This is a genomic window from Alkaliphilus pronyensis (assembly GCF_009017275.1).
Classification (GTDB): Bacteria; Bacillota; Clostridia; order Peptostreptococcales; family Natronincolaceae; genus Alkaliphilus_C; species Alkaliphilus_C pronyensis.
The window spans coordinates 12,947-39,729 of record NZ_WBZC01000048.1 but is presented as its reverse complement, the minus strand read 5'-3'; the positions used below and the strand labels follow the sequence as shown (position 1 = coordinate 39,729).

30 protein-coding genes are annotated in these 26,783 nt (G+C 32.9%); 9 read left to right on the top strand and 21 right to left on the bottom strand.

All coding sequences use genetic code 11. The features are described from left to right. Positions 1 to 426: 426 nt before the first annotated feature. The 8 genes from groL to yqeB all read right to left on the bottom strand — a co-directional run bounded on the left by groL (position 427) and on the right by yqeB (position 7,659). Complete coding sequence (gene groL, locus F8154_RS11930) at positions 427 to 2,061, bottom strand: chaperonin GroEL (protein WP_151861851.1); 1,635 nt, start codon at positions 2,059 to 2,061, stop codon at positions 427 to 429. Between the two features lie 40 nt (positions 2,062 to 2,101). Continuing rightward, entirely contained in the window at positions 2,102 to 2,386 is a 285-nt protein-coding gene (groES, locus tag F8154_RS11925; RefSeq protein WP_151861850.1) for a co-chaperone GroES, read from the bottom strand. 293 nt (positions 2,387 to 2,679) lie between these two features. Beyond that, the gene (locus F8154_RS11920; RefSeq protein WP_151861849.1) at positions 2,680 to 2,898 is read right to left on the bottom strand and encodes a helix-turn-helix domain-containing protein; all 219 of its coding nucleotides are present in this window, start codon (positions 2,896 to 2,898) and stop codon (positions 2,680 to 2,682) included. Between the two features lie 85 nt (positions 2,899 to 2,983). Then, positions 2,984 to 3,586 (bottom strand): DUF2975 domain-containing protein, encoded by a 603-nt coding sequence (locus tag F8154_RS11915; RefSeq protein WP_151861848.1) that lies wholly within the window; start codon positions 3,584 to 3,586, stop codon positions 2,984 to 2,986. 305 nt (positions 3,587 to 3,891) lie between these two features. Next, on the bottom strand, positions 3,892 to 4,611 hold the full coding sequence (locus F8154_RS11910; protein ID WP_151861847.1) for a DUF554 domain-containing protein: 720 nt from the start codon (positions 4,609 to 4,611) through the stop codon (positions 3,892 to 3,894). Then, positions 4,592 to 5,542 carry a DNA-3-methyladenine glycosylase family protein gene (locus tag F8154_RS11905; protein WP_243141241.1) on the bottom strand — a complete coding sequence of 317 codons (951 nt, stop codon included), beginning with the start codon at positions 5,540 to 5,542 and terminating at the stop codon, positions 4,592 to 4,594. Before F8154_RS11905 ends, F8154_RS11910 begins: the two co-directional genes overlap by 20 nt. Positions 5,543 to 5,614: 72 nt before the next feature. Beyond that, positions 5,615 to 6,802: an NAD(P)-dependent malic enzyme gene (locus F8154_RS11900; protein ID WP_456298074.1), complete on the bottom strand. Its 1,188-nt coding sequence runs from the start codon at positions 6,800 to 6,802 to the stop codon at positions 5,615 to 5,617. Positions 6,803 to 6,849: 47 nt separating this feature from the next. After that, positions 6,850 to 7,659 carry a selenium-dependent molybdenum cofactor biosynthesis protein YqeB gene (gene yqeB / locus F8154_RS11895; protein WP_151861845.1) on the bottom strand — a complete coding sequence of 270 codons (810 nt, stop codon included), beginning with the start codon at positions 7,657 to 7,659 and terminating at the stop codon, positions 6,850 to 6,852. A gap of 196 nt (positions 7,660 to 7,855) precedes the next feature. On the opposite strand from yqeB, the gene F8154_RS11890 reads away from it, so the two are divergent. From F8154_RS11890 to F8154_RS15180, 4 genes are all read left to right on the top strand, one after another. Further along, positions 7,856 to 8,416, top strand: a complete 561-nt coding sequence (locus F8154_RS11890; RefSeq protein WP_151861844.1) for a LemA family protein — start codon at positions 7,856 to 7,858, stop codon at positions 8,414 to 8,416. 107 nt (positions 8,417 to 8,523) lie between these two features. Further along, positions 8,524 to 9,165 carry a hypothetical protein gene (locus tag F8154_RS11885; protein ID WP_151861843.1) on the top strand — a complete coding sequence of 214 codons (642 nt, stop codon included), beginning with the start codon at positions 8,524 to 8,526 and terminating at the stop codon, positions 9,163 to 9,165. 246 nt (positions 9,166 to 9,411) lie between these two features. Continuing rightward, positions 9,412 to 10,701: an HD-GYP domain-containing protein gene (locus F8154_RS11880; RefSeq protein ID WP_151861842.1), complete on the top strand. Its 1,290-nt coding sequence runs from the start codon at positions 9,412 to 9,414 to the stop codon at positions 10,699 to 10,701. Between the two features lie 99 nt (positions 10,702 to 10,800). Beyond that, on the top strand, positions 10,801 to 10,956 hold the full coding sequence (locus tag F8154_RS15180; protein WP_192930282.1) for a hypothetical protein: 156 nt from the start codon (positions 10,801 to 10,803) through the stop codon (positions 10,954 to 10,956). A 36-nt stretch (positions 10,957 to 10,992) separates the two neighbouring features. Here the strand turns inward: F8154_RS15180 and F8154_RS11875 are convergent, their stop codons facing one another. Both F8154_RS11875 and F8154_RS11870 read right to left on the bottom strand, forming a co-directional pair. Beyond that, positions 10,993 to 12,246, bottom strand: a complete 1,254-nt coding sequence (locus tag F8154_RS11875) for a Glu/Leu/Phe/Val family dehydrogenase (protein ID WP_151861841.1) — start codon at positions 12,244 to 12,246, stop codon at positions 10,993 to 10,995. Positions 12,247 to 12,501: 255 nt separating this feature from the next. Beyond that, positions 12,502 to 13,320 (bottom strand): Asp23/Gls24 family envelope stress response protein, encoded by an 819-nt coding sequence (locus tag F8154_RS11870; protein WP_151861840.1) that lies wholly within the window; start codon positions 13,318 to 13,320, stop codon positions 12,502 to 12,504. A 199-nt stretch (positions 13,321 to 13,519) separates the two neighbouring features. On the opposite strand from F8154_RS11870, the gene F8154_RS11865 reads away from it, so the two are divergent. Together F8154_RS11865 and F8154_RS11860 are read left to right on the top strand one after the other, a co-directional pair. Next, the gene (locus F8154_RS11865; RefSeq protein ID WP_151861839.1) at positions 13,520 to 13,693 is read left to right on the top strand and encodes a DUF362 domain-containing protein; all 174 of its coding nucleotides are present in this window, start codon (positions 13,520 to 13,522) and stop codon (positions 13,691 to 13,693) included. A 63-nt stretch (positions 13,694 to 13,756) separates the two neighbouring features. Further along, on the top strand, positions 13,757 to 14,476 hold the full coding sequence (locus F8154_RS11860) for a DUF6612 family protein (protein WP_151861838.1): 720 nt from the start codon (positions 13,757 to 13,759) through the stop codon (positions 14,474 to 14,476). Between the two features lie 12 nt (positions 14,477 to 14,488). Here the strand turns inward: F8154_RS11860 and F8154_RS11855 are convergent, their stop codons facing one another. Next, entirely contained in the window at positions 14,489 to 14,932 is a 444-nt protein-coding gene (locus F8154_RS11855; protein WP_151861837.1) for a MarR family winged helix-turn-helix transcriptional regulator, read from the bottom strand. A 25-nt stretch (positions 14,933 to 14,957) separates the two neighbouring features. Further along, a complete protein-coding gene (locus tag F8154_RS11850) occupies positions 14,958 to 15,608 on the bottom strand; it encodes a redox-sensing transcriptional repressor Rex (protein ID WP_151861836.1) in 651 nt (216 codons plus the stop codon). 410 nt (positions 15,609 to 16,018) lie between these two features. On the opposite strand from F8154_RS11850, the gene abc-f reads away from it, so the two are divergent. Together abc-f and F8154_RS11840 are read left to right on the top strand one after the other, a co-directional pair. Beyond that, positions 16,019 to 17,947, top strand: a complete 1,929-nt coding sequence (gene abc-f / locus F8154_RS11845; RefSeq protein ID WP_151861835.1) for a ribosomal protection-like ABC-F family protein — start codon at positions 16,019 to 16,021, stop codon at positions 17,945 to 17,947. A 62-nt stretch (positions 17,948 to 18,009) separates the two neighbouring features. After that, positions 18,010 to 18,567, top strand: coding sequence for a biotin transporter BioY (locus F8154_RS11840; protein ID WP_151861834.1), 558 nt, complete (start codon positions 18,010 to 18,012; stop codon positions 18,565 to 18,567). A gap of 342 nt (positions 18,568 to 18,909) precedes the next feature. Here the strand turns inward: F8154_RS11840 and F8154_RS15175 are convergent, their stop codons facing one another. Both F8154_RS15175 and tsaD read right to left on the bottom strand, forming a co-directional pair. After that, positions 18,910 to 19,074 (bottom strand): hypothetical protein, encoded by a 165-nt coding sequence (locus tag F8154_RS15175; protein ID WP_192930281.1) that lies wholly within the window; start codon positions 19,072 to 19,074, stop codon positions 18,910 to 18,912. A gap of 103 nt (positions 19,075 to 19,177) precedes the next feature. After that, entirely contained in the window at positions 19,178 to 20,197 is a 1,020-nt protein-coding gene (gene tsaD, locus F8154_RS11835) for a tRNA (adenosine(37)-N6)-threonylcarbamoyltransferase complex transferase subunit TsaD (protein WP_334296204.1), read from the bottom strand. A 151-nt stretch (positions 20,198 to 20,348) separates the two neighbouring features. Here tsaD and F8154_RS15170 point away from each other — a divergent pair, with 151 nt between their 5' ends. Continuing rightward, complete coding sequence (locus tag F8154_RS15170; protein WP_192930280.1) at positions 20,349 to 20,516, top strand: hypothetical protein; 168 nt, start codon at positions 20,349 to 20,351, stop codon at positions 20,514 to 20,516. Between the two features lie 357 nt (positions 20,517 to 20,873). Here the strand turns inward: F8154_RS15170 and F8154_RS11830 are convergent, their stop codons facing one another. The 7 genes from F8154_RS11830 to F8154_RS11800 all read right to left on the bottom strand — a co-directional run bounded on the left by F8154_RS11830 (position 20,874) and on the right by F8154_RS11800 (position 26,765). Beyond that, positions 20,874 to 22,046, bottom strand: coding sequence for a polymer-forming cytoskeletal protein (locus tag F8154_RS11830; RefSeq protein WP_192930279.1), 1,173 nt, complete (start codon positions 22,044 to 22,046; stop codon positions 20,874 to 20,876). Further along, entirely contained in the window at positions 22,036 to 22,995 is a 960-nt protein-coding gene (locus F8154_RS11825; RefSeq protein ID WP_151861831.1) for a hypothetical protein, read from the bottom strand. The genes F8154_RS11830 and F8154_RS11825 overlap by 11 nt, the downstream gene beginning before the upstream one ends. A 14-nt stretch (positions 22,996 to 23,009) precedes the next feature. After that, the gene (locus tag F8154_RS11820) at positions 23,010 to 23,582 is read right to left on the bottom strand and encodes an anti-sigma factor family protein (protein ID WP_151861830.1); all 573 of its coding nucleotides are present in this window, start codon (positions 23,580 to 23,582) and stop codon (positions 23,010 to 23,012) included. Next, on the bottom strand, positions 23,555 to 24,133 hold the full coding sequence (locus tag F8154_RS11815) for an RNA polymerase sigma factor (RefSeq protein WP_192930278.1): 579 nt from the start codon (positions 24,131 to 24,133) through the stop codon (positions 23,555 to 23,557). Before F8154_RS11815 ends, F8154_RS11820 begins: the two co-directional genes overlap by 28 nt. A gap of 71 nt (positions 24,134 to 24,204) precedes the next feature. Beyond that, the gene (locus F8154_RS11810) at positions 24,205 to 24,843 is read right to left on the bottom strand and encodes an ATP-binding cassette domain-containing protein (RefSeq protein WP_192930277.1); all 639 of its coding nucleotides are present in this window, start codon (positions 24,841 to 24,843) and stop codon (positions 24,205 to 24,207) included. Further along, positions 24,836 to 25,537 (bottom strand): ABC transporter ATP-binding protein, encoded by a 702-nt coding sequence (locus F8154_RS11805; protein WP_151861827.1) that lies wholly within the window; start codon positions 25,535 to 25,537, stop codon positions 24,836 to 24,838. Before F8154_RS11805 ends, F8154_RS11810 begins: the two co-directional genes overlap by 8 nt. Before the next feature lie 22 nt (positions 25,538 to 25,559). Continuing rightward, positions 25,560 to 26,765 (bottom strand): ABC transporter permease, encoded by a 1,206-nt coding sequence (locus tag F8154_RS11800; protein WP_151861826.1) that lies wholly within the window; start codon positions 26,763 to 26,765, stop codon positions 25,560 to 25,562. Positions 26,766 to 26,783 lie beyond the last annotated feature (18 nt).

Below are 26,783 nucleotides of genomic sequence, written 5' to 3'. Positions count from 1 at the left end.
CATTTTTAACTTTTAACTCTTAACTCTTAACTCTTAACTCTTAACTTTTAACTCTTAACTCTTAACTCTTAACTCTTAACTCTTAACTCTTAACTCTTAACTCTTAACTCTTAACTCTTAACTCTTAACTCTTAACTCTTAACTCTTAACTCTTAACTCTTAACTCTTAACTCTTAACTCTTAACTCTTAACTTCCAACCCTGCTTCATTAGAGAAGGATTCATGGGAGGAAATGTAGCTTCCTCTTATAAAGATTATACCATCTTCTAAGTTAAATTGCAATGATTTTTCTAAATTTTCTGTTATTTTATAATTACTTTTTATGATTGCTATGGAAGGTATGTACAACCTTTGAAACAAGAGAAAAATATGCAAAAAGAGTATGGTGAAATATAATAATTCACCATACTCTTATATTGTTTAAAACTACATCATCGGCATTCCGCCGCCCATTCCGCCCATTCCACCAGGCATTGCAGGCTCTTCTTCTTTAATGTCAACAATTGCTGCTTCAGTTGTTAAAAGCATTGCAGATACAGATGCTGCATTTTGTAAAGCTGATCTTGTAACCTTTGTTGGATCAACTATACCTGCTTCTATCATATTAACATATTTTTCATTTAAGGCATCGAAGCCTAAGCCTTTATCAGAAGACATAATCTTTTCAACTATTACAGAACCCTCTAATCCTGCATTTTCTGCAATTTGTCTTAATGGTTCTTCAAGCGCTCTTCTTATAATCTTAATTCCTGTTTTTTCGTCTCCTTCAATTGTTTCTAGTAATGCTTCAACTGCTGTAGCAACGTTGATTAAAGCAGTTCCACCACCAGATACAATTCCTTCCTCTACAGCTGCTCTTGTAGCATTTAGTGCATCTTCAATTCTAAGCTTTCTTTCCTTAAGCTCAGTTTCTGTTGCTGCTCCAACTTGTATAACAGCTACTCCACCAGAAAGCTTTGCTAATCTTTCCATTAGTTTTTCCTTATCAAATTCAGATGTAGTTTCTTCTATTTGTGCCTTAATTTGAGCAACTCTATCCTTAATAGATTTTTGGTCTCCAGCACCTTCTACTATAGTAGTGTTTTCTTTATCTACCTTAACAGTTCTTGCTGTACCTAGCATTTCAATTGTAGCAGATTTCAATTCATAGCCTAACTCTTCTGAAATCACAGTACCACCAGTAAGAATAGCGATGTCCTCTAGCATTGCTTTTCTTCTGTCTCCGAAGCCTGGTGCTTTTACTGCTACACACTCAAAGGTTCCTCTTAATTTATTTACAACTAGTGTTGCTAAAGCTTCACCTTCAACATCTTCAGCTATTATTAATAGCTTTTTGCCCTGTTGAACAATTTGCTCAAGAACAGGCAGTATTTCTTGTACATTTGCAATTTTCTTGTCAGTAATTAAAATATATGGATCATTTAATACAGCTTCCATTTTTTCTGTGTCTGTCACCATGTATGGAGAAGAATATCCTCTGTCAAACTGCATACCTTCAACAACCTCTAAGGTAGTACCCATAGATTTAGATTCTTCTACTGTAATTACACCGTCTTTACCTACTTTTTCCATAGCATTAGCAATAAGCTGACCAATTTCTTCATCACTTGCTGATATAGCTCCAACCTGTGCTATTGCTTCTTTGTTTTCTACAGGAACAGATATTTTTTGTAGTTCTGCTACTGCAACATCTACTGCTTTATGTATACCCTTCTTAAGTATCATTGGGTTTGCTCCAGCAGCTACATTTTTTAATCCTTCTCTAATAATTGCTTGAGCTAATAATGTTGCAGTTGTTGTTCCATCACCTGCTACATCATTGGTTTTTGTGGCAACCTCTTTAACTAATTGAGCACCCATGTTTTCATAGGCATCCTCAAGTTCTATTTCTCTTGCTATAGTAACACCATCATTTGTAATTAAAGGAGAACCAAACTTTTTGTCTATTACTACATTTCTTCCTTTTGGTCCTAATGTTACCTTTACAGTGTTAGCTAATTTATTTACACCTGCTTCTAAAGAACGTCGTGCTTGTTCACTAAACTTAATTTCCTTAGCCATATAAAACCCTCCTTGTATATTTGATATTTTAAGTAATTAATTATTCAACTATCGCTAATATGTCATTTTGTCTTAAAATTGTGTATTCTACATTATCATACTTAACTTCTGTACCAGCATACTTTGAGAAGATTACTTTATCTCCTACCTTTACCTCCATTACAACCTCTTTACCCTCGATCATTCCACCAGGGCCTACTGCCATAACTTCTGCCATTTGTGGTTGCTCCTTTGCACTTCCTGGTAGAACAATACCACTTTTTGTTTTTTCTTCAGCTTCAAGTCTTTTAATTACTACTCTGTCGCCTAAAGGTTTGATATTCATAGTGAACCCTCCTTAAATTTTATATAATTATTATTATTAACTAATTGTTAGCACTCACCACTAACGAGTGCTAATCACATCTATAATGTTATATAAAAGTAAATGTAGTAGCAAACTCTAATTTTGATTATTTTGAACTAAATTTCTTAATTATATGTCATTATCATAAATTACCTTTTATTTTCAATTATTTTCTATTATTTATTAAATATTTATAATTTTTTCTCGATTTTTCTCCTTTGATTATCTGACTAAGCTAAAAATAAAAACTCCTTTATATAGGAGTTTAAAAATTACTCATCTTCTTCACTGTAAATATACTCTAAAATATCACCTGGTTGACATTCAAGTACATTACAAATCCTGTTAAGAGTAGAAAATCTTATTGCTTTAACCTTACCAGTTTTCAAATTAGAAAGATTAACTGTAGTTATGCCAACTTTATTAGCTAATTCATTAAGCTGCATTTTTTTATCAGCCAAGACCCTATCTAGTCGAATTATTATTGCCATCTAATCACCGCCTAAATATTTATAAAATTCATTTATTATTTTAGTAATTTTATTTATTTACTAATTTAGTTTTAAAAAGCAAAGACTATAATGTAGAGTCAAATTCCTGTTGTAGGTATGCACCATAATGAAATACTTCACTTAGTAATATTATTAGTAAACCAGTGAAAAGCAATTCTATGCTAATAGTAAATGTAGTGCTTACATGATCAAAGCTTAGATGATGAATGATCTTATTAATTAATAGAGCCTTTACTACGGGTATAACAAATGAACCTAGAATAAATGTGCATCCAATAATAAATAATTTTTTAGCATTTACTAGATCAAAGGGTTTACCTTTTACTACATTATTAAGTATGTATAGCAGTTGTCTTAATACTATAGCCGTTAAAGTAAGCACTACAAAAATTCCAGTGAAGAATGTAGAGTATAGAGGCTTAAGATTAATCCCTCTAATCATTTCGTTGGGAATACGAAAGGTAATTATGTTATCTGGACTTAATGCGAATGTACCTTTTGAGCTAGTATTAATTAAATTAAAATTATCAGGTAAAAATCTAACTGCTAACCCCATTATTAAACTTATCCCTGCTAATATTATTATTAACCATGAGATAATTCTAACTATTGAGTATACAACCTTAGCCATTTTTTTATACTTTAAAAAGCTGGGTTTATAATTCATATATATCTTCCTCCTATATTTTTATATAGTAATTATAAACCCATTCGTAATATTTGTCAATAATTATTTAATGTTTATCGTTAATTATTTTATCCAAAACAATAATATTGCATTTTGCATAAGGAAGAAATTAAAGAAGGGAAAAAGATTTGGGTTTTTTAATACAAAATAGAATAAAAAAAAGATTTGTATTAAACAAATCTCTCAGATTGTAGACAAAGTCTTCAAGATGGTAGTCTGTAAAGAATTATACAGCTTCAAGCTTCTAAATCATACACGCTACCTTCACCTAATTTACTTAAAATTTACATAAGTATTTCTAAAAACGAAACAATTTTTAGCACAATTGGTTCAAGAAAGGGATAGAAAATAGGTAAAAATACTGCAGGCAGCATATTCCCTACTGAAATCTTTTTTATTTCCAATAAATTAATTGCTATACCCATTATTAGAAGCCCACCTATTGCTGACATTTCTCTAATTACTTCTTCAATAAGAAAGGGCTTTATAAAGGCTGCTGTAATTGTGATAATTCCTTGATACACAAAAACAGCTATAGAAGAAAACACAACGCCAATACCCAGGGTTGAGGCAAATATAACAGCAGTTATCCCATCTATTAAGGATTTTGCATATAAGGTTTCATGATTTCCTGTAAGCCCACTTTCTAAAGCACCTACGATAGCCATAGCTCCAACACAGTAGATTAAGCTGGCTGTTACGAAGCCCTTTGCCATTGACCCTTCTGTACCTTTAGACACATTGCCCTCTAGCCAATCCCCTACTTTTTGAAGCTTGTCCTCTATTGCAAAGGCCTCACCAATTATACTTCCTAGTACTATTGATGAAATAACAAGTAAAACATTTTGACTCTTTAATGCACCTGTTAATCCTATGATAAAAACGCTTAACCCCAATCCCTGCATTATTGTAGTTTTAAAGCTGTCTGGTATTTCCTTACTTAATAGCACACCTGCTAATCCACCAACTATAATTGCAACCGAGTTAACTATTGTACCCAACAACCTTTGCTCCCCCTTTTCCTATTCCTAATTCTCTGCCATAGTAAAACAGATATTGCTGTGCATATCCAGCATACTGGCCATATTGCTTTTTTGCAAAGGCTTCTATTTCCTTAGGCTTCATTTCCTCATTAAAGTAGAAAAACTCCATAAGCCTTTTCACCCATACATCGACGGGAAAGGCATCTAACTTTCCAAAGGCAAAAAAAGCAATGCAATTAGCAACCTTTGGACCTACCCCACTAAGCTCCATAAGACCTTCTCTGCAAATATCTGTATTAATACCTTGTAGTAAATCAATTTGGTTAGGATTAGACAATATTTGCTTTGCAGTTTTAATTATATATGGTCCCCTGTATCCCATATTGCAGGCAGATAAATCCTCTGGTTTTAAATTAGCTAACACTTTTGGCTCAGGAAAGCTATAGTGTTTTTTCCCATTATATATGCCAACCTCATTTCCAAATCTACTGCACATTAGTTCAATTGCCTTCATTATTCTTGGAATATTATTATTGGCAGAAACAATAAAGGAAATAATTGTTTCCCATGGTTCTTGTCTTAAAATTCGAACTCCATCCCCAAAGGAAGTAGCCTTCTCCATAACTTTATCTTCGTTACTAAGTCTTTTTTTAATTAATGAGTAATCTGTGTTTAAATCAAAATAATTAACCCATATATTTAGAAAATCTTGATAATTAGTATTTTTAAAATGTATTTCATTATTAACTTTTTTCACATTTAATAGCCTGTTATATGCAACACCTGTGTAACTGGCGTCATCTTCTTTTTTCCATCTAAAGCACTGTCCACACTCGAATATATCTTTAGGCTCAAAGTCCTTAACATTCTTTAAAATGATTTTATTACTGTCTTGTATTAATTCATGTTTCATTTTAATCACCCATTCTTCTAGCTTGTCCATTAGTTTCATATATAATGACTCTTTATATATAATACCATAAACTAACCTTTATGAGTAGATATAGAGAAGAACAGAACTCCATTATCTATATGGGATTCTTGCTACCCCAGTATTAATGGCAGCATCTCCTACAGCCTTAGCAACCTCCTTTACCACTCGAGGGTCAAAGGAATCTGGTATAATATACTCTGTATTTAGCTCTTCATCCTTTATTATTTCTGCAATTGCATAGGCAGCAGCCACCTTCATTTCCTCATTTATATCACTTGCCATCACATCAAGGGCTCCTCTAAATACCCCTGGAAAGGCCAGTACATTATTAACTTGATTTGGAAAATCCGACCTACCTGTTGCCATAATAAAGGCTCCAGCCTCCTTTGCTAAGTTAGGCATTATTTCAGGTATAGGGTTTGCCATTGCTAATACAATAGGCTTTTCCCTCATTGATGCTATCATATTCTTAGTTACCACATTTGGAACAGAAACTCCAATAAATACATCGCTTTCCTTCATAGCTTCCTTCAACCCACCAACTACTCCTCTAGGGTTTGTTGTATTAGCGATTTTTTCTTGATAGGAATTATTATAGGGGGCCCCTTTATATATAATACCTTTGCTTCCTAGCAATATAATGTCTTTAACTCCTGCCGATTGTAATAATTTACATATAGCTATACCAGCAGAGCCTGCACCATTTATCACCACCCTTATCTTTTGAAAGGACTTGTTTACCAGCTTTAATCCGTTTATTAAGGCGGCTAAAACAACAATAGCTGTTCCATGTTGGTCATCATGAAAAACAGGAATATTAAGCTCTTTTTTTAATCTTTCTTCTATTTCAAAGCATCTAGGTGCTGATATATCCTCTAAATTAATACCACCAAAGGTTGGTGCCATCCATTTAACTGCTTGAACTATCTCATTAGTATCCTTTGTTGCAAGGCAGATAGGAAAGGCATCTACATTTGCAAAGGTCTTAAATAGAATTGCCTTGCCTTCCATTACTGGCATAGCAGCCTCTGGACCAATATCTCCTAAGCCTAAAACGGAGGTGCCATCGGTTACAACTGCCACCAGATTAGCTTTTGAGGTTAATTCATAAGCCTTATTGGTATCTTTATGTATCTCTCTACAAGGCTCTGCAACCCCTGGAGTATAGGCTAAGCTTAAATCATTACGATCCTTAACCTGACACTTACATTCTATTGATATTTTACCCTTTAGCTTACGATGTAGCTCTACACTTTTTTTATAAAAATCCATAACCATCACATCCCTTTAGTAATAAAGACTTTTAACTTAGGTATATTTTACGCTTAATAGTAGAGGCTGTAAAGATAAATGTTATGTAGGAGGGCCTCTAAAACTCCACCTGCTATACATCTTCCCTTCTCGGATATTGTTGAAACATATTGAATATTACCTCTTGGGTCTATATCCCCTATCTTATAGTCTTTAGTAACATATGTACCTGTTTGAATTAAACCTCTAATAACACCATCAATAGATGCCCTTATTTCACTATCCCCAATATATGCTATTATATCTCCTTTTTTTACTATATCACCTATTTTTCTATAGGCTTTTACTACCCCTTCTGTAGCTGATCGAATTACTCTCTCCCTTGTATAGCCTCCTATCTTACCCGGTATTCCCGTATATTCCTCACCTTTGCCCTCATAAATTATTCGTCCCAGATTATGTCCTCTGTTGGTTTCAATAACAATGTCTACATCGATACCTGCAGTAAAGCCTGGACCTAAGCCAATAACGATTGGTGCATCATTTATAGTGGTGCCAGTATTTTTTTTTGCTAATATTGCATCTATAAGGGCAACTGGCTTAATTATATTCTTAATGGAGGCGGTAGCATCAGGAATTACAGGAATTGCTCCCTCGCTTATTATTAAGTTAGCCTCCTCAATATTACATGCTTTTTTAGCTTTTACCCCCTCCACCTGCCATTCTCCTTCATATATACAATTGGCAAAGGATACATATCTTCTAACACAGGTGGGCTTATCTATATCTGTCATTATAATCTTAAAGCCACTTCTGAAAAGCTTGTGTGCCACTGCTGTTGCAATATCTCCAGCACCTTTTATTAGAACTAGTTTTTGTGTCATTTCATCTAACTCCCATCCTATAGCTTTAATATTAGTATATAACAAGCTTTTAATATGATAAACCACAAGATGCTTTCTTCGACATATTTTTTATTCTACATCTGAAAATGTAACGAGTTAAGGATTTTTTTATTATTGTCTTTTGGCAGTATTTGTGATATAAAATAACTAATATTTCATCTGGAGGAGATATTTTATGTTTATTAAGATTATTATACCTTTGATTATAATTAGTATTTTAATATTTTTATGGCTAAAGCATAGACAGCTACATAATTTCAGTAATGAGATCAGCAAGGAATGGTTTGATATCAGGATACTATTTCAAGAAAGAAATGATTGTATTATAAATATGATAAATACTATTAAGGATTTCGCAAAAAACGAAACAATAATATTTGAGGAGGCTATTGGAAGCATCAATAGATTTAGAGCTGCCGTAGCAAGTGCCGATTTAAACAAAGCTAATTTAATAGAAAAACAGTTGCTTAGTTCGATAGAGGCATTAATTAATTTAGAGGCTCTGTATCCAGAAATAGGAGGAAGTGATGTCTTTAAGGATTATAGACAGCAAATAAATAATGTCAATAAGCTTCTTAAAAAAGCAACTGATAGCTATAATAGCTTAGTAGCTAATTATAACAATACTATTAAAGAGTTTCCCTTTATAATTACATCAAAAATTTTTAAGTTAAAGCCTATGAAGTTTTATAGGGTTGAATATAGTATAATGGAGGATTCTATAAAATCCACTTAATTTTTTGTTCTAATTTTTTACATTTTTATTTTTTTGAGGAAGGAAAATAAGAATTACTGTAGAATAAATAAATTATTATATTAAAAAAGTTTTAAGGGGATTGGGGTATGGAGACTAAAAAAATTACTGTAAATGATGTAGAGGGTATATTAAATAGTATTCCAGGTGTGCTTTCTACTAAAATTGTTTTCAATGACAATGAGGATATTGAAGAGCTACATGTTATAGCTACTACTAGCCGTAACCCTAAGCAAATATCAAGAGACATTCAGTCAATTATTTTTACAAAATTCAACTTAGATTTTGACCATAAAAAAATTAGTATTGCACAAATTGATGCATTAGAAAAAATAAAGGCCGATAGAAGAATTGAGATTGACGAGATTTTTTATACAGTTAATGGCAATGAATTAAAGGTTGGAGTTAAGTTAAAAAGAAATGAAACTGTATATACTGGTGTTGATGAGAGCTTAAACACCACCAATAACTCCTATCGGGTAATTGTAAATGCTACCCTAAAGGCAATACAGCAATTGGTTTCTGAGTACTGCTTCTTTACAGCTGAGGATGTTGAGATAATTAATATTGGAAAAAAGGAAGTAGCCATTGTTGCAGTCTGTTGTATTAGTGGATCCCATGAAGAAATGCTTGTGGGTACTGCCACCATAAAAGGTGATTTAAGAACTGCAATAGTAAAATCAACCCTCGATGCTGTTAATAGAAGGTTAATTAATATAGTTTGTGATTAGCTTTAACCTTGTCAGCTTTGTAATTTAGATCGACTAACCAAATATCAAATTTTATCTTGCCCATTACAGCGAAGTGTAGTCGCCTACTGCTTTAGCGTCGCAGTGGAGAACACATGGGGAGGCTATATTTAATGTCAATTTTAACGGCAGTAGTAAGCGTTTTGTTAAGTGCTCTTGCTAAGTTTTCTTGGTTATAAGATTTATTATTATCGGTCGATCTAAATTACATTTAATGGAGGAATCATTATGAATCAGCTACCTAAGAAGGCAAAATATTATATATGTTTTGTTATAATTTCTGCATTAATACTTTGTTTTTTTCTTTTTAAGAATTATACCATTCCCTCATTAAAACTATTATTTATGTTTATATTTTTGTCTTTTTTAGTAGAAACTATGGCTGTACCATTACCCAATGGAGGTGCAGTATCTGTAGGCTATGCCGTGGATTTAGCAACTATGATTATTTTAGGACCATTAGGCTCTGCTGTATGTGCTAGTGTTGGAATAATGTTTCGTATTGCGAGTGTTTCTAGTGAAGATAAGCGTCATATCTTAAATACCCCTTTATATAAAACACTTTTTAATGGTGCCCAATGCTTTTTATCAATTGGACTAGCTTCTGTTATTTATTATAATTTTAGTAATGCACAAATAGCTGACCCTTACTTTTACCTTAATACTATACCTTTACTAATAGCTTTATTAGCGCATTTAGTGATAAATACTTCTATTATGACTAAGCTTTTTTCTATTTTAGATAATCAGTCCTTTAAAGAAATGTTTATAAGTAATATGAAGTGGGCACTTCCAAATTTGTTTATCATATCAACCTTGGGTATCTTTATAAGTATTTTATATCTCCATTACGGAAGCTTAATTATGCTTTTATTCTTTGGGCCCTTAATGCTGGCTCGTCATAGCTTTAAGATGTACCTAGAAACGAAAAATTTATATATGGAGACAGTATATGCTTTTACAAAGGCGGTGGAGGCTAAAGACCCCTACACCAATGGACATTCAAAAAGGGTTGCCAACTTAGCTGTAAGGCTTGGTGAATATATGAAGTTACCAGCTAAAAAGGTTGCTACAATAAAAACTGCTGCTCTATTACATGATATTGGTAAAATAGGCATACAGGATTCTATCCTTAATAAGGGAGATACCTTAAATGAATATGAGCTATCTAAGATAAAAGATCATCCTGCTATAGGAGTTAATATATTAAATGAAGTTGATTTTTTGAAGGATGTTAGGGTTTTGATCTACAGCCACCATGAACGATACGACGGCAAGGGTTATCCAGATTCCCTAAGGGGAGATTCGGTACCATTTGAGGCTTACATATTAGCCATAGCCGATGCCTATGATGCCATGACCAGCGATAGATCCTATAGAAAGGCCATAGATGTAGAAAAGGCATTGTTTATAATCAGTAAAGAGTCAGGACATCAATTTCACCCAGAGGTTGCATCATTTTTTTTGCAAATGATTGAAATGGAAGAGGAAGACAATAGTGGGGCCATTGCTATATAAATGGACTCCTTTTTAATGGTCTAAGGCTTGTTCTTAGGATTATATATAGTAATATTTATTGGTATACTAATAGGTAGATTTAAAAGGAGGTATAATTCCATGGAGTTTTTGCTTTATCTTTTTTTGTTTGGAATATTAATTGCTATAATACCAATAGCCTTTCGATTATCTGTTTCCTTCGGCAAACAAATTGGAAAGAAAGCAGTTGAAAACCACGAGAAAAACAATGATAAAAAATCAAATAAAAAAAAATAATCGAGCCTTTATGGCTCGATTATTTTAATTTTTATATTAGTACCAACCTCTAAGCTTCATAGCTTCTGCAATTCGCTTGATTGACATCATGTAACCAGCTGTTCTCATATCTACCTTATGCTCTTCCTTTAAGGCCCAAATTTCATCGAAGGCCTTAACCATTAAATGCTCTTGCTTTTCTTGAACCTCTTCAAATGTCCATGAATATCTCATTAGGTTTTGTACCCATTCAAAGTAAGAAACTGTTACTCCACCTGCATTGGCTAATATGTCTGGGATAACTATAATATCCTTTGAGAAAAGAACTTTATCTGCTTCTGGAGTTGTTGGTCCGTTTGCACCTTCACTAACAATTTTAGCTTTAATATCATTAACATTTTTTGAAGTAATTTGGTTCTCAAGTGCACATGGCATTAAAATATCAACATCCATTACCAGAACTTCATTTCTATCTACTTCTTTAGTTGCTCCTGGGAATCCTTTTACTTTCTTGTTTTTAGCTGTATACTCGATAAGTGCAGATACATCAAGACCATTTTCATTCATTATACAGCATGAAGAGTCAGAAACCCCAACAATTTTAGATCCCATTTCTACCATATACTTAGCTGCATAGCTTCCAACATTACCGAATCCTTGTATTGCAATAGTTGCACCCTCTAATGGTAATCCAATTCTCTTAGCAGCATCTCTCGCCATAATAGCCACACCAAAGCCAGTTGCCTCTGTTCTTCCTAATGAACCATAGAAGCTAACAGGTTTTCCTGTATATACTCCAGGCTCAAATCTTCCAGTTGCCTTTTCATATTCGTCAACAAACCAAGCCATAACCTGACCGTTTGTGTTTACATCAGGAGCAGGAATATCAATTCTTTCTCCAATTATTGGAGAAATAGCTCTTGAAAAACCTCTGGATAGTCTTTCTAATTCCCCTTGAGATAATGTGGATGGGTCTACAGTGATTCCACCTTTACCTCCACCATATGGAACACCTACAACACCACATTTGAATGTCATCCAAGTTGATAAGGCCTTTACCTCATCTCTTGTAACATCTGGATGGAATCTTACTCCACCTTTAAATGGTCCTACTGCATCATTATGCTGAGATCTGTAGCCAATAAAAGACTTAACACTTCCGTCATCCATCTTTACAGGTATAGAAACCTCTAATACCCTCTTTGGATTCTTTAAGATTTCAAACACCGCTTGGTCTGCGCCTAGTAGGTCACAGGCTGTTTTTACCTGTTGCTGAGCAATTTCAAATGGATTCAAAGTTTTTTCAGACATTTTTGATACCCTCCTATGTATAATTTATAAAATATAAAGCTGTTGGTGTACTAAGTACACTATTTAAGAGGCTGTGCCTTCTTAAAAACGTTTTCATTCTGCCGAACTCTATAATGAACTATTTTATTGTGCTTATGTCTTTTGTCAGAATTTTTAAGAAAAAAACCCTATAACGTAATAAAGCAGGGCAAATGGCCCTCCTTGTTTCAGTCTCATTTGCATTATATCATATAAAATCTCAAATTGTAAATAACATTACTCAGGTATAAATAAATTTTTCACATAAATATTTACTCCGAGGATATTTAGAGAGGTCATTTCTTCAATTTCATATATAACTTGTTTTTGAACTTCTTCTATTATGCTCTTTATAGGGTTGCCATATACTGCTATAACATCAATTTCTATTTTTATTCCGTGTGGGAATGTACTAATATCAATACTACTTATTCTTTTAATGCCTATAGCCTTGTTGGATACAAAAAAGATTAGCTCCCTTATAACCCTATCGGATATGGTATATTTACCCATATAGCTAAAGGTTGGTCTTACAACAGATTTTTCGTGGTACTCCTGGGTTTCGCTTAACCCAAGCTTTCGAAATACCCTAAGGGGATTCAGAAAATATCCTGAAAAGTCCTTTTTAATTTCAAAGGTAGGTACTGGTATAACATGCTTACCTTCCCCAGTTCGAAATCTTCTAGCAGTTTTAATATCCTCCTCTGAAGCATAGCTCTCTATGTATATTTTTTCTGATATCTCGCCTAATTCTAAGGTTCTTACTATAGACTTAACCATTTTATCGGAGGTGCCAAGTATTAGTATGCTTTCAGGCTTTTCTCTATTGATTATTCCTTTTATTTCTTCTCTATGGGATTGATTAATAAATAGAGCTCTCTTAACAGCTGCCATTTTTGATTTTTCCCTTTTAGCGGAGGTTCCCCCTAATACTCTATTTCCTTTTATTAATAGTCCATCATCTATAATGTATTCTATATTTTTATCTCTGGCCAAGGATATTGCTTGATAGCTCTTCCCTGTACCACTTGACCCTACCAAAACAATAATATCCATTTGGTAACCTCCTATTATTTTATATAAATATTTTATCATAGTGTGTGCTGTTACAGAAAAAAAATTAATATACAATGAAAATCATTATAATTGGGCCTTTTTTCTAAAAAATATTACTAAAAACGATGTTTTATTTTTACTTATATTGGTATAATACTCTTGTACACATTTTAGAATATAAAATAAGGAGGAATATACCATGGCCTATGTAATTAATGATGCTTGTATCAGCTGTGGAGCTTGTGAGCCAGAGTGCCCAGTTGATGTTATTACTGCAGGAGACAGCATTTACGTAATAGAAGCTGATGGATGTATCGACTGTGGAGCATGTGCTAACGTATGTCCAGTAGATGCACCAGTACCAGCTGAGTAAGAATATGTATAAAGGGGTAGATTCTCTACCCTCTTTTTATTTCACACTAGGAGGAAAATCGAGGTGCATAAAAATAATCATATATTGTTATTACTTGCTTTAGTATTATTTACTATAACTGGATGCCAACAAAATCAGATTCAAGAAAGCAGTGAAGACATTTTAAAGGCCTCTATAGAGAAAATGCAAGCTGCCAATAGTTATGTTTGTAATACCACTGTTAATTTGATTGATGCTGATGGAGAGACTGATAGAGGTAAGCTTACTGCTACAATTACCTATCATAGGGAACCCTTTTCCTATTCAAATCTACAAGAAATGCAGGCTTCGTCTAATGACATAAGTGGTATGGAGAACTTAGACTTATCACTATATGTTAAGGATGAAGTTGCATATATGTATAACTCTATTACTGGTTTTTGGATAAATGATGACGATAAAGAGTTTGTTGATGGTATTAAAGAATTAGCCAATATTTTAGATAGCTTCTCACCAGATTATTTTGTTGATTTGGAGGATGCTAAAATGGAAGAGGATAAGATAGTAATAGAAGGTAACACCAATGGATCTGGCTTTCTTTTTAATTTAATGCAGGCTATAGAAAAAGATGCTACCGGGACTTTCCAAATGATTATAGATGAGGATACTAATTACATTGAGTCCTTTTTCTATAATGTAACCATTGATTCCGAAGGAGAAACATCAAATTATGAAATAGAGCTAAGGTTTGAGGAAGTAAACAACGGCCCAGAGGTTGTAATACCAGAGTCTGCTCTAAAATAAAGTCGACAGTACTTACCTACTGTCGGTTTTTTTATTTAACATATCAAGCTTTACTAAAAATTTTAAAATTGCCTTTTCTTCATTGAAGGAAAAATCATTAAGTAATGAAAAGAGCATTTCTTTTTCTTTACTTATTATTTCTTCATAGGTTTTTTTACCTTTTTCAGTAAGCTTTAGAACTTGTACTCGTTTATCTGATTCTGATTTTTCCTTAGTTAAATAGTTGCTAATATGCAGTCTATTAATAATAGAGCTTAAGGTATTTCTGTCTACATCAAGCTCCTTTATAATTTCATATATCCTTCTTTCTGATTGATCTTTAAAGGATTTTAGAATATATAGTTCTACAAAGGTAAATACATCTCCATTATGCTTTATCCCCTGTTTATCCAATAGTACAATGCTGTGAATTAATCTCTCCATATACTCATGGATTTGTAAATAATAATTTCTCATTCCATCACCTTTTTTATTCTATCATTTATTTTTTTTTAAAGTGTTCTTTTTCATTAAGTAGATAGGATAGAATAAACAAGCTTTCACTTAAATGTACATTTTCAACTGTTACATTATTAGGAACTTTAATATCTACAGGTGCAAAATTCCAAATTCCATTTATATTGGCTTTAGTCAACTTATCAGCTATGTTTTGAGCAACTTCCTTTGGTGTACAGATTATTCCAATTTCTATTTTGTTTTCTCTTACAAAGTCTTCTAGTAAATCAACATCCATAATATTAATATCTCTAATTTTCATTCCCATAAGCTTTGGATTAACATCAAATAATCCTAATAATTGAAATCCGTATTTTATAAAGCTTGGATAATTAGCTATTGCTTGTCCTAGATTACCAGCACCAATAATAACAGTAGTATAGTTTTTATGTAGCCCTAATATTTTCCCTATTTCATTGTATAGCTCTTCAACATTATATCCATAGCCCTGTTGTCCAAAACCTCCAAAGCAATTTAAATCCTGTCTAATTTGCGAAGCAGTAAAACCTATCAAACGACTTAATTCTCTGGAGGATATTCTATATATCTCCTTCTCCATTAAATCCTTTAAATATCTGTGATACTTTGGTAGCCTTCTGATTACTGCCATTGATACATCTGCATAATCTCTATTCATGGGTATCTTGTCCTCCAATCCCGTTTATTTCTATACAATATTATATTAATTACTTATATTCTATTAGTCTTATATCATATTTAGACTATTGTATTTATCCCACCTTCAATTTTTTTCCTATTTTAGCTAGGTACTATTATAGCAATGAAATCACCTTATGTCAATTTACACATAATAGCATAACTATACAGTGGTAGAAAAGCATCGTAAAGCTTCGAAATAAGTGTAATTAAGTTTTCTTTATTTTAAGTTATAATTACATAAAAATCAATACAATTAAGGGATTTTGTTGGTTTTAAATTATAATACATTATACATAAAGTATTATCATAATTTACTTGAATCTCTTTATAGAAGTAATAATTTTTGTTAAAATGTTTATATTACCTAATATCTTAGGAGGAAAGCTTATGATTATTTTATCCTGCAATAACATTTCAAAATCCTATGGTATTGATACTATACTTGAAAATGTAACCTTTAGTGTAAACAAAGGCGATAAGGTTGGCTTAATAGGTGTTAATGGTGCAGGTAAATCAACTCTCCTAAAAATACTAACAAAGCAAATATCCTATGATACAGGAGACCTTTTTATCGCTAAATCAACTACAATTGGATACCTTGAGCAAAGTGCAGTTTTTCATGAGGATAAAACTATTTTTGAAGAGGCACTTTCTATATATCAATACGTAATAGACCTAGAACAATCCCTTAGACATAAAGAATTAGAGATTGCTACATTGTCAAAGGATAATGAAAGCAAAAAGAATATAGATAGCTTAATGAATGAATACGCTTCATTAATGGAGGATTTTGAAAAGAATAATGGATATGGTTATAGAAGTGAAGTAAGGGGTGTACTAAAGGGACTTGGCTTTTCTGATGATGATTTTGATAAAACTGTAGCCCAATTAAGCGGTGGTGAAAAAACTCGATTAACCCTAGTGAAGCTTCTCTTATCTAAGCCTGACATACTACTTTTAGATGAGCCATCAAATCATTTGGATATTCAAGCGGTAGAGTGGCTTGAAGGCTTTTTAAAGGACTTCTCTGGTACCATTCTTATGATATCCCACGACCGCTTCTTTTTAGATCAATTGGTAACAAGTATACTAGAAGTAGAAGATCAACAGGTAACCAGCTATAAAGGTAACTATTCATTGTATATGGAAAAGAAAAGAGCTATTTTAGAACAGCAAATGAGGGCTTATGAGAATCAGCAGCAAGAAATAAATAAGCAAAAGGATATTATTCGTAGGCTTAAGCAGCATGGTACTGAAAAGCTGATGAATCGTGCAAAAAGTCGTGAAAAGCAATTAAGTAAAGTAGATGTAATTGAAATGCCTCAGCAATTAAAAAAGAAAGCTAGTATAGGTTTTACAGCTGAAATAAAGAGTGGTGAAAATGTACTTTCCATTAAGGAGCTTTGTAAGTCCTTTGATGAAGTTAAGCTGTTTGATAATGTTACCTTTAATATATATCGAGGTGAAAGGGTTGCCCTTATTGGACCAAATGGTATAGGTAAATCTACTCTATTTAAAATTCTATTAAATGAACTACCCTATAATGGTGGTGAATTTTATTTAGGCCATCGTGTTGAAATAGGCTACTATGACCAGGAGCAGCAAAATCTTAGTATGAACAAAACCCTTATAGATGAGATATGGGATGAACATCCCAGTAAAACAGAAACCGAGGTAAGAACCTTATTAGGTAGATTTCTTTTTCATGGTGACGATGTTTTCAGGACTATTTCTACCCTTAGTGGTGGTGAAAAGGCTAGAGCTTCGCTACTAAAGCTAATACTTTCTAATTCTAATTTTTTGCTTTTGGACGAGCCCACCAATCACTTAGATATTGTCTCTAAGGAGGTTTTAGAGGAGGCATTAATTAATTATGATGGTACTGTACTTGTTATTTCCCATGATCGTTATTTTCTAAACCGTATATCAACCAAAACTATTGAGCTTAACTCTCAAGGCATAGAAGCATATTTAGGAAACTACGAATACTATTTATTTAAGAAAAATGAAAGATTAGAGAATAGTTCCCAAGGCTTTATTGAAGAGAAAACAAAGACAAAGCTAAAGGAGGAGCGTCGTAAAGAAAAGGAAGAATTAAATCGTTTAAGGGATATTAAGAAAAACATACAAAGATTAGAGGCAGATATTCTGAAGCAGGAGGAGGAGTTATCTAATTTGGAGGGCTTAATGTGTCAGGAAGATATTTATTCAAGCCCTGAAAAAAGTAAAGAAGTTCAACTGAAAACCCAACAGGTTAAAGCCTACTTACAAAAGCTTTATGATGAATGGGAATCTTTTGTTGACATTTCCACCTAGTCCATATAAACTATTACTGTAAACCATACTTTGTATGTAGGTTAACCAAAGGAGGCACTAGTATGAACTCAACGAAAAACATGATTCTTATAGCTTTTTTTTCTGGTATAACTGCAGTTTTCTCACAGATTGTAATTCCATTGCCAACACCAGTACCCTTTACATTACAAATTATTGCTGTATGTCTATCAGGTGCAATATTAGGCAGTAAACTGGCAGTTATGTCTCAAATTGTCTATTTATTGTTAGGTTCCATAGGAATACCTGTATTTGCAGGCATGAGCGGTGGTATATCTATTTTAGTTGGACCAACTGGGGGTTTTTTGCTTTCATTTCCATTAGCTGCTGGCTTAATTGGGTTAGCTCATGAAAGAAGTCAGGGTGTATTAACATCCTTTATTTCTATGTTTATTTCTCTAGTACTTATTTATTCTTTAGGAGTAGCTCAGCTTAAATTTGCATCTTCACTTAGTTGGAGACTTGCATTTGCATATGGGGCAGCTCCCTTTATATTATTAGATATGCTTAAGGTGGGAATAGCAGTATTTGTAAGTAAAACCATTAACCTTGCACTATTAAAAAATAATTTACACCCCTATAATAGATTTAATAGTTTTTAACACCCTATAATATACAAATTAAATCATTTATCTAATTAAAACGACTGGTATCTTTGTTATGTAAACTCGAAATTTGTAGAAAGCCTCATATATTTGTTGGATAATTCATTGAGTAAAATTAATCCACACTCATCCACAACTTATCCACAGATTCCACATATTTATCCACATTGGATAAGGACAATATATGTTTATTCACCTCTTTTTCCACATTATCCACATTTTTGATGTGTTTTCACTGTGGATATCATAATATAAAAGCAATGCATAAAAATACTCCTCATAAATATATGGAGGAGTATTTTTATTTACATAACTATGTAGTAAAATTATTTTCTTTATTTATTTTTGGTTTACAGTTTCCTTTAAGCTTTTAATATAAACTTCATTTTCTTTGTTCTTTTCAAGTAATGAGTTTATAACTTCGTGCATATTATCAATAATATCTAATAAGTCCATTTTACTCATGTCTGCGTCTACTTTTCTCATCCAGTTTAGCATTTCCAATTATAATCCCCCTTTAATGGTATTTGTTCACCTTGATTATAACATAGTGACAAAACACATTATACCGGCAATATAAAGTATTAGCATCAGTATTTTCCAATTTCTAGCCTTCACCAATTTTTAAGTTAGGTATTGCATTTAAATCTAACTCTGACTTAAAGCCCTTAATGTATTTATAACAGCCTGCACAGCCTATCATTGCAGCATTGTCAGTAGAAAGCTTAATGGATGGGTATTTTAATATTATAGACTCCTCTTGACATCTTTTGCTAAGCATATTTCTCAGCCTACTATTGGCGGCAACTCCACCTGCTAAGCATATTGTATTTATACCCATTTCTTTTCCACAGGCTATAGCCTTTTCTGTTAATACCTCTACTACTGCCTCTTGAAAGCTGGCTGCTATATCCGCCCTATTAATATTTTCTCCCTTCATCCTTTTAGAGTTTAAATGGTTTAATACGGCAGATTTAAGTCCACTAAAGCTAAAGTCGTAGCTTCCCTCCTCAAGATATGCTCTGGGAAAGCTAATGGCATCTTTATTACCTTCCTTTGCAAGTCTATCAATTTCTGGTCCTCCTGGATAGCTTAAGCCCAATGCTCTGGCTATTTTATCAAAGGCTTCACCTGCTGCATCATCCCTTGTTTTACCTATAATTTCATATACACCATAGTCCTTCATCAGTATTAAATGGGTATGTCCTCCAGAAACCACTAAGGATAAAAAGGGAGGCTCTAGGTTAATATCTTCAATAAAATTTGCATAGATATGACCTTCAATATGATTTACTCCATTTAAGGGTATATCAAGGGCATAGGCAATGGCTTTAGCTGCCGACAAGCCCACAAGTAAGGCTCCTACTAAGCCCGGACCGTAGGTGGTAGCAACATGAGTTACTTCATTAAAGGTTACATTGGCTTCTAATAAAGCCTTATTTATTACCTGATTAATGTTTTCTATATGCTTTCGTGAAGCCACTTCAGGAACTACTCCACCAAATATTTTATGCTGTTGAATTTGCGAAGCTATTACATTAGACAATACTTGCCTACCATTTTTTAAAACACTTACGGATGTTTCATCACAGCTTGTCTCTATAGCTAAGGTAATAACATTATCCAAATTTTGTTGCCTCATGATTAATCTCTCCTCTTTACTTCTATTCCTATTATAACATTATAGCCCTTTGATATTAATTTTTATATAAATTTTCCTTTTTTTTGCTGTCTATTTTTTAAATATAGGTAAATACTAACCAAAAGGAGCTGATTTTATGGCTAGAAGAAACATCAAAAAAAGAAATAATAAAACAATATATGAAAGATTAAGCAATGAAAACATAATGTCAGATGGTATGCTGGAGCCAGTTAATTCAACAACAAGAGCAATATTATCTATGGTAAAGGATGCTCCCAATTATCCTAATAATGAAAAACATTAAAGAGAGTCTGCTTTTTAGACTCTCTTATGCTATTTATGGATATTTTTTAATCTTGTTTTTATCTTTTGCTTTAATTTTCAATTATCATTTGTAACTTTTAATTTTTAACTTTTAATTTTATTTTTTGGTTTTTCATTACTAATTACTCATTTGTTTTTTCATTTAACATTCAACATTTCTTTTATGTTCTTAACTCTTAATTCTTAATTCTCAACTCTTAATTCTCAACTTTACATTTTCTTTAAGGTTTATCATTTTCAACTTTCCATTTTCAATTTTCAATTTTGATTTGTAATTTTTAGTTTTCCATTTTCCATTTTCAATTATTGTTTTCTTGTTTTCCCTATTACCTATTACCTATTCCCTATTACCTATTCCATATTCCTTGCCTTTATAATACTCCTTTATCATTATTAAAGTAGCACCTATTCCTACCACCATAACTGCCTTTGATGCCCACCAACCAACTATAGGAACCAATAGAGTTGCTTGTAACAATAGACTACCAATTAAAAAGGATATAACTGGATGTGGTGATTCTCTATATATTTTATTACCAAGCCATATTTCCACTGGAATTTTTGCTAGATATATTAATATACCATACAGTGCTACAAGAATAACACCAAGAGGTATTCCAATAATCAAAAGCATAAACAGAACTGCTAATATAGGTATTCCTATTAATGCTCCTAGTCCCACCAGTAAATTAACCCATGACTTTTCTTGAACAATGGAAGCAGCTCTAATAAAGGGTTTTTTAAACATCATTATAGAAAAACTACCAATAGCTAAATATGATATTAAAAACACTATCCTTCTAATTATAGAAAAGGCCTTCCATCTATCTATGTGGTTTTCAATCTGCTTTTCAGCACTTAGTGCTGTAGGATATTTATGTTTAATAGTACCCTTTACATATTGCTTATCTATATTCTGTTGATTTTCACTGATATATGTTAAATCACCTTCTATTAAGGCTCCTGGTTCAAATTCTATTCTGTTTGTATAAAGGGTTACATTCCCCTTTATATTACCACTAATAAAGCTACTGGCAACGGCTCCTCTTACGTCTCCTCCAACAAAGCCCTTAATGTTGACAGTATTTGCAAAGGTATGTATGCTTCCATCGATAACAGCATCATCACTTATTAAAATATGATTTGCAAATATAGTGGCATTCCTATTTATTTCACCATCAATAGTTGCCTCAGTAGTAGCTGTTCTTAAATCACCCTTAAGCTTTCCCTTAAGCAACAAACTAGCAGACACTGCGATTATGTCCCCTTCAACCATTCCATGGTTTTCAACTTGGTTACTTGCGGAAATAAAATCACCTATAATAACACCTTTGTTTACTACGTACTCTTCTGCAATTATATAATCTCCCTCTATTACTTCTAATTCATTGATTATGCTATTTACAGTATCCTCTTTTGAGTAGCTAAAGGTAACTACTAAAGAGGCAATTAGCAAGGTTGCTATAATACAAAATATAAGTCCTTTAGAATTATTAATTTTACTCGGCATTTTCGTCATTTCCTTTCTCAAGAAAACCTTCATTCGTGGTATTTATAGGTGGCTTAGGTGGCAGTTTTTTCTCTTCACCAAATCTGCTATCTATAATCTCACCCATACCAATAAATTTTAATGCCATTGTGAACACTTTACCAATAATAGTTATTTCAATTAAGGTGAATATAATAGTACCAACCAGTAATTCCATCATCAAGCTCCAGTTATTATTAAGTCTATTTTTTATATTTCTTCCTATTGCTAACTTAACAGTTGTGTTTCCAGCAAACTCTATTAGACCTATGGCTGGAATCAATAGAACAACTAATGGTATTCCTATTACAATTACTACTAAAATAGCTATCAATACCCATGCCCCAAAATACACTAACAGGCCTATTAATGCTTTTTTACCTATATCAAAGCTAATATCCGATGCCATACGGTCAAACCGTTCATTAAAAAACAGTACAGCTATTACAGAAAGGATATAAGCAAGTATTTGCTTTATTAATATAAAAATTGCCCCCAGTATAAATAGTATACCTATTGGTGGTGCCCCAAATGGCATTATCGACAATACACTAATTCTATCACGATTAATACTTCCATTATTAACTATTCCATGACCTAGAACTGATATTGCATCTCTTCTGATTTCTCCGTTTCGTGAAACATTAATACCACCAAATACTGCCACAACGTCATTATTTGCTTTGCCATTTATTGTGACATTGCCAAAAACCGCTACCACATCACCTCTTGCCTCTCCATTTAAGTTAATGTTTGCAAATATCGAAACAACATCACCTACAGAATCGTTATAGGGTACATTTACAGTTTTAAAGAAGCTAACTATTTCTCCACGATAATTTATAGTACTCCAAGCTAGAGAAGTGGACAATATAATTACTAGGCTGGCAAACAGAATAATATTTTTTGCTTTTAATTTAAAACCTCTCACCTCAAACCCCTCCTCTACTGATTTTTAAGAATTTTATATAGTGTTGTTTGAATCATAACAAGTACTGCAGCTAATACAAGTAAGCTTATGGTGTAAAACACCAGTGTTGATGTTGTGGCCCTTGAGAAAAAACCTAATAAATAAAACATCATTTTTCTAGTATACAAGGAACCCACCATTATATACTCAATTATTCCTTCAATAAAGCCTCCCAGTAAATACAATTGTTGAACAATCTTTGACACACTATTAAGGCTAATTATTGTTGCCTCTGAGCTACTAAAGCTGAATAAAAAACCAAAGTAAATTATAGTACTTATTAATATTTCCTTTATCCCTAGCCACTTTGAAGTTGAGCTTTTGTATATGCTATGGTCAATTGAATCTATAACCCTCATTTCAAAGCCATCGCTAGGCTCTAGCATTGGTAAATCACAAATTGATTCTACCAGCTCATTAAATAGCATAAATTCCTCTCTACAGTTCTTGCAAACAGACATATGATATTGGAGGGCCAGTAGCTCTTTATCGGTTATGTTATTATCAATATAACTCATAATTAAATTTGAACTTGTTTTGCAGTCCATTGGGCTTCCTCCTCCTTTACATCCTTCAGACTATCCTTTAATATGTTACGGGCACGATGTATTCTGTTTTTCACCTTTGACATTGGTAGGTTCGTGCTTTCTGAAATCTCTTTATAGCTTAACCCATGCTGATGAAAAAGTATAATTAATGTTCTGTATTCTATTGGTAAGCCTTCAATTGCACTTTCTATTGCTGTTTTGTTTTGCTGGTGGAAATAAATTACCTCTGCACTTGCTGTTTCGCTTTTTGAAGAGATTTCCTCTTCTAGTGGCATTGTCTCTATTTTCTTTTTTCTCAGGCTATCTATAGTGGTATTGGTGGCTATTTTTAATATCCATGTAGAAAACTTATATTGGGGGTTATATTTTTTTAAATTATTATATGCCTTAATAAATATTTCCTGTGATAAGTCCTCTGCTTCTTCATTATTCTTAACCATTCTATAGCATAAGGAAAAGACTGACTTTTTATATCGGGTTACAATTTCTCCAAAGGACTCACTTTCGCCTTTTATAATCCTTTGAACAATTTCCCAATCCGATTGACTCAAATTAACCACCTCTTTTACTACCTCAATATATTTACGAAATTAAACATCAGAAGTTTATAATTAATGATTTTTTATACTAATTTAATATTTTTGATTAAAGAGGATTTTTCCATATAGTTATAATTTGATGTCAATATAGAAATGTCCTTTTCAATAATGCTATTCTTTATAATATTATTGATATTTACCTCTTCTTTTACATTTATATCTCTTATTAGATCAGTATTCAGCATAATTAGCTTAGGACTACTGGCTATGGCCTTAGCAAGCTTCACCTGTATTATTTCATTGCTTTTAAGATTAGAGCATTTATTTCCCTTTATATGTGAAAGTGCCAGCTCATTAAGTATATTATTTATAATGGCTTTAAACTTAGTGGGATATATTCCACTTGCTTTTAATTGAAGCCTAATGTTTTCTATTACTGTTTTTTCCATATTTAAAAAGGAGTCCTCTGCTAGGTTAAGGGCTTCTCTTTTTCTTAAAGAAGCCCTTTGTAGCTTAGAGAACTCTTTTACCTGTGCTCCATCAAATATATATTCTCCAATTGTAGGAGCTAGCCTTCCCTCCAGCAATTTTAAGAGTATTAGGTATTGATGGCTACTGATATCAGTTATATTTATCCAAGAACCCTTTTCAATTGTTAAATTAATATTTTCTAATAAAACAACACCATTCTGTACTACAGTAATGTTATTTAGTTTAATCAATTGAATTCATTTCCTCTCCAATATTTAATGCATCCTTTATTATTTCCCCATCTTTAAAGGTAACAACCCTTTTAGTTTGCTGTGCTATATCTGCTTCGTGGGTCACCAATATTATGGTAACGCCCTCATTGTTTAATTTCTTAAAAATACCCATAACCTCGTTTCCAGACTTTGTATCGAGATTACCAGTAGGCTCATCTGCCAGTATGATAGATGGATTGTTGACTAGAGCCCTTGCTATAGCTACTCTTTGCTTTTGTCCACCTGACAGCTCATTTGGATTATGATGTACTCTATCTCCTAGCCCTACCCAATCAAGAGCCTCAAGAGCTCTTTTTCTTCTTTCTTTACTACTTAGTTTTGCATAAATCATGGGTAGCTCAACATTTTTCAAGGCACTGGTTCTAGGAAGTAGATTAAAGGACTGAAAAACAAATCCTATTTTTTGATTTCTTACCTCTGCAAGTTCATTATCCGACATCTTTGCAATAGCTTTATCATCTAGTATATATGTACCCGAGGTGGGACGGTCTAGGCAACCAATAATGTTCATAAAGGTTGATTTGCCTGAGCCTGATGGTCCCATTATACCAACAAACTCTCCCTCTTCTATATTAAGATTCACCTCTCTTAAAGCCGTAACTGCAATACTACCATTTTTGTATGTTTTAGTTAGGTTTTTTATTTCAATCATTGGCTTGTCACCTCCATTTTAACTACTCATAACGTAAAGCATCTATAGGATCCAGCTTTGATGCTTTATTGGCTGGATATACTCCAAATACTACCCCTACAACTACAGAAAATATAAAGGCTATTATTATTCCATCTACTGCAATTATAAATGGTAGATTTATAAGCTTAACTATAGTAAAGCCAATGCCACTTCCTATCAGTAAGCCAAGTGTTCCCCCAAGAAAGGAAAGGATAATAGCTTCAAGGAGGAATTGAAGTAGAATTGTTGCTCTATTGGCTCCTATGGCCTTTCGTATTCCAATCTCTCTAGTTCTTTCTGTTACAGAAACCAGCATAATATTCATTATTCCTATACCGCCAACCAGTAGGGAAATAGCAGCGATACCTGATATTGTTGCTGTTAAAAATCCTAGGGTTTGATCCATTTGATTAAATCCAGTTTCTAAGTTATTTATTCGATATATTTCTTTATCTCTGTTTCTTCTTTCAAGAAGTGAAAGTATTTGATTTCCTACACTATTTAACTCTACTGCTTCTATTGCCTGTATAGTTACTCTAGGGTAGCGTTCTAGATTAAACACTCTAGTAGCAAGACTTATAGGTATATAGCCATAATTATAGTTACCCATAGCCATATTTGCGATTACTGAATCTGTCATTTTAGTTACACCCATTATCATCAACTCAGTTGTTTGGTATCTAAATGTCATTGTAAGTGTTTCTCCAACCACTTCCGCTGTACCAAATAACTCATTAGCTGCTTTTTCATCAATTACAATTACATTTCTTCTACCTAATATATCTGTTTCTGTTAGGAATCTACCTTGTATTAAATCTATATGATCTACCAAGTTATAATCATGGTTTACTCCAAAAACTTCCATTGTAAGGTTTTTATCTTCATTCTTTACTGAAAGCCACCTGCTTATATCTGGTGCAGCTGCTACTACATCCTCTATATTTGACATAGAGTTTACATCTGCATCATCAAATAGGTCTCTATAATAAACAGGTCTATCGGCATTATAATCCATATTAACCGTTAGCTTGCCTTTACCATACTCTTGAAATGCTCCTGCCATATCTGCTTGGGCAGCATTTCCTAGGGTGGTTATAATAACAACAGACATAATGCCTATTATTAAGCCCAGCATTGTTAGTGAAGACCTCATCTTATTTACCCATATATTTTGAATTGATACTTTAAATATTTCAAATAGAACCATTTTTTATCATCCTCTTAT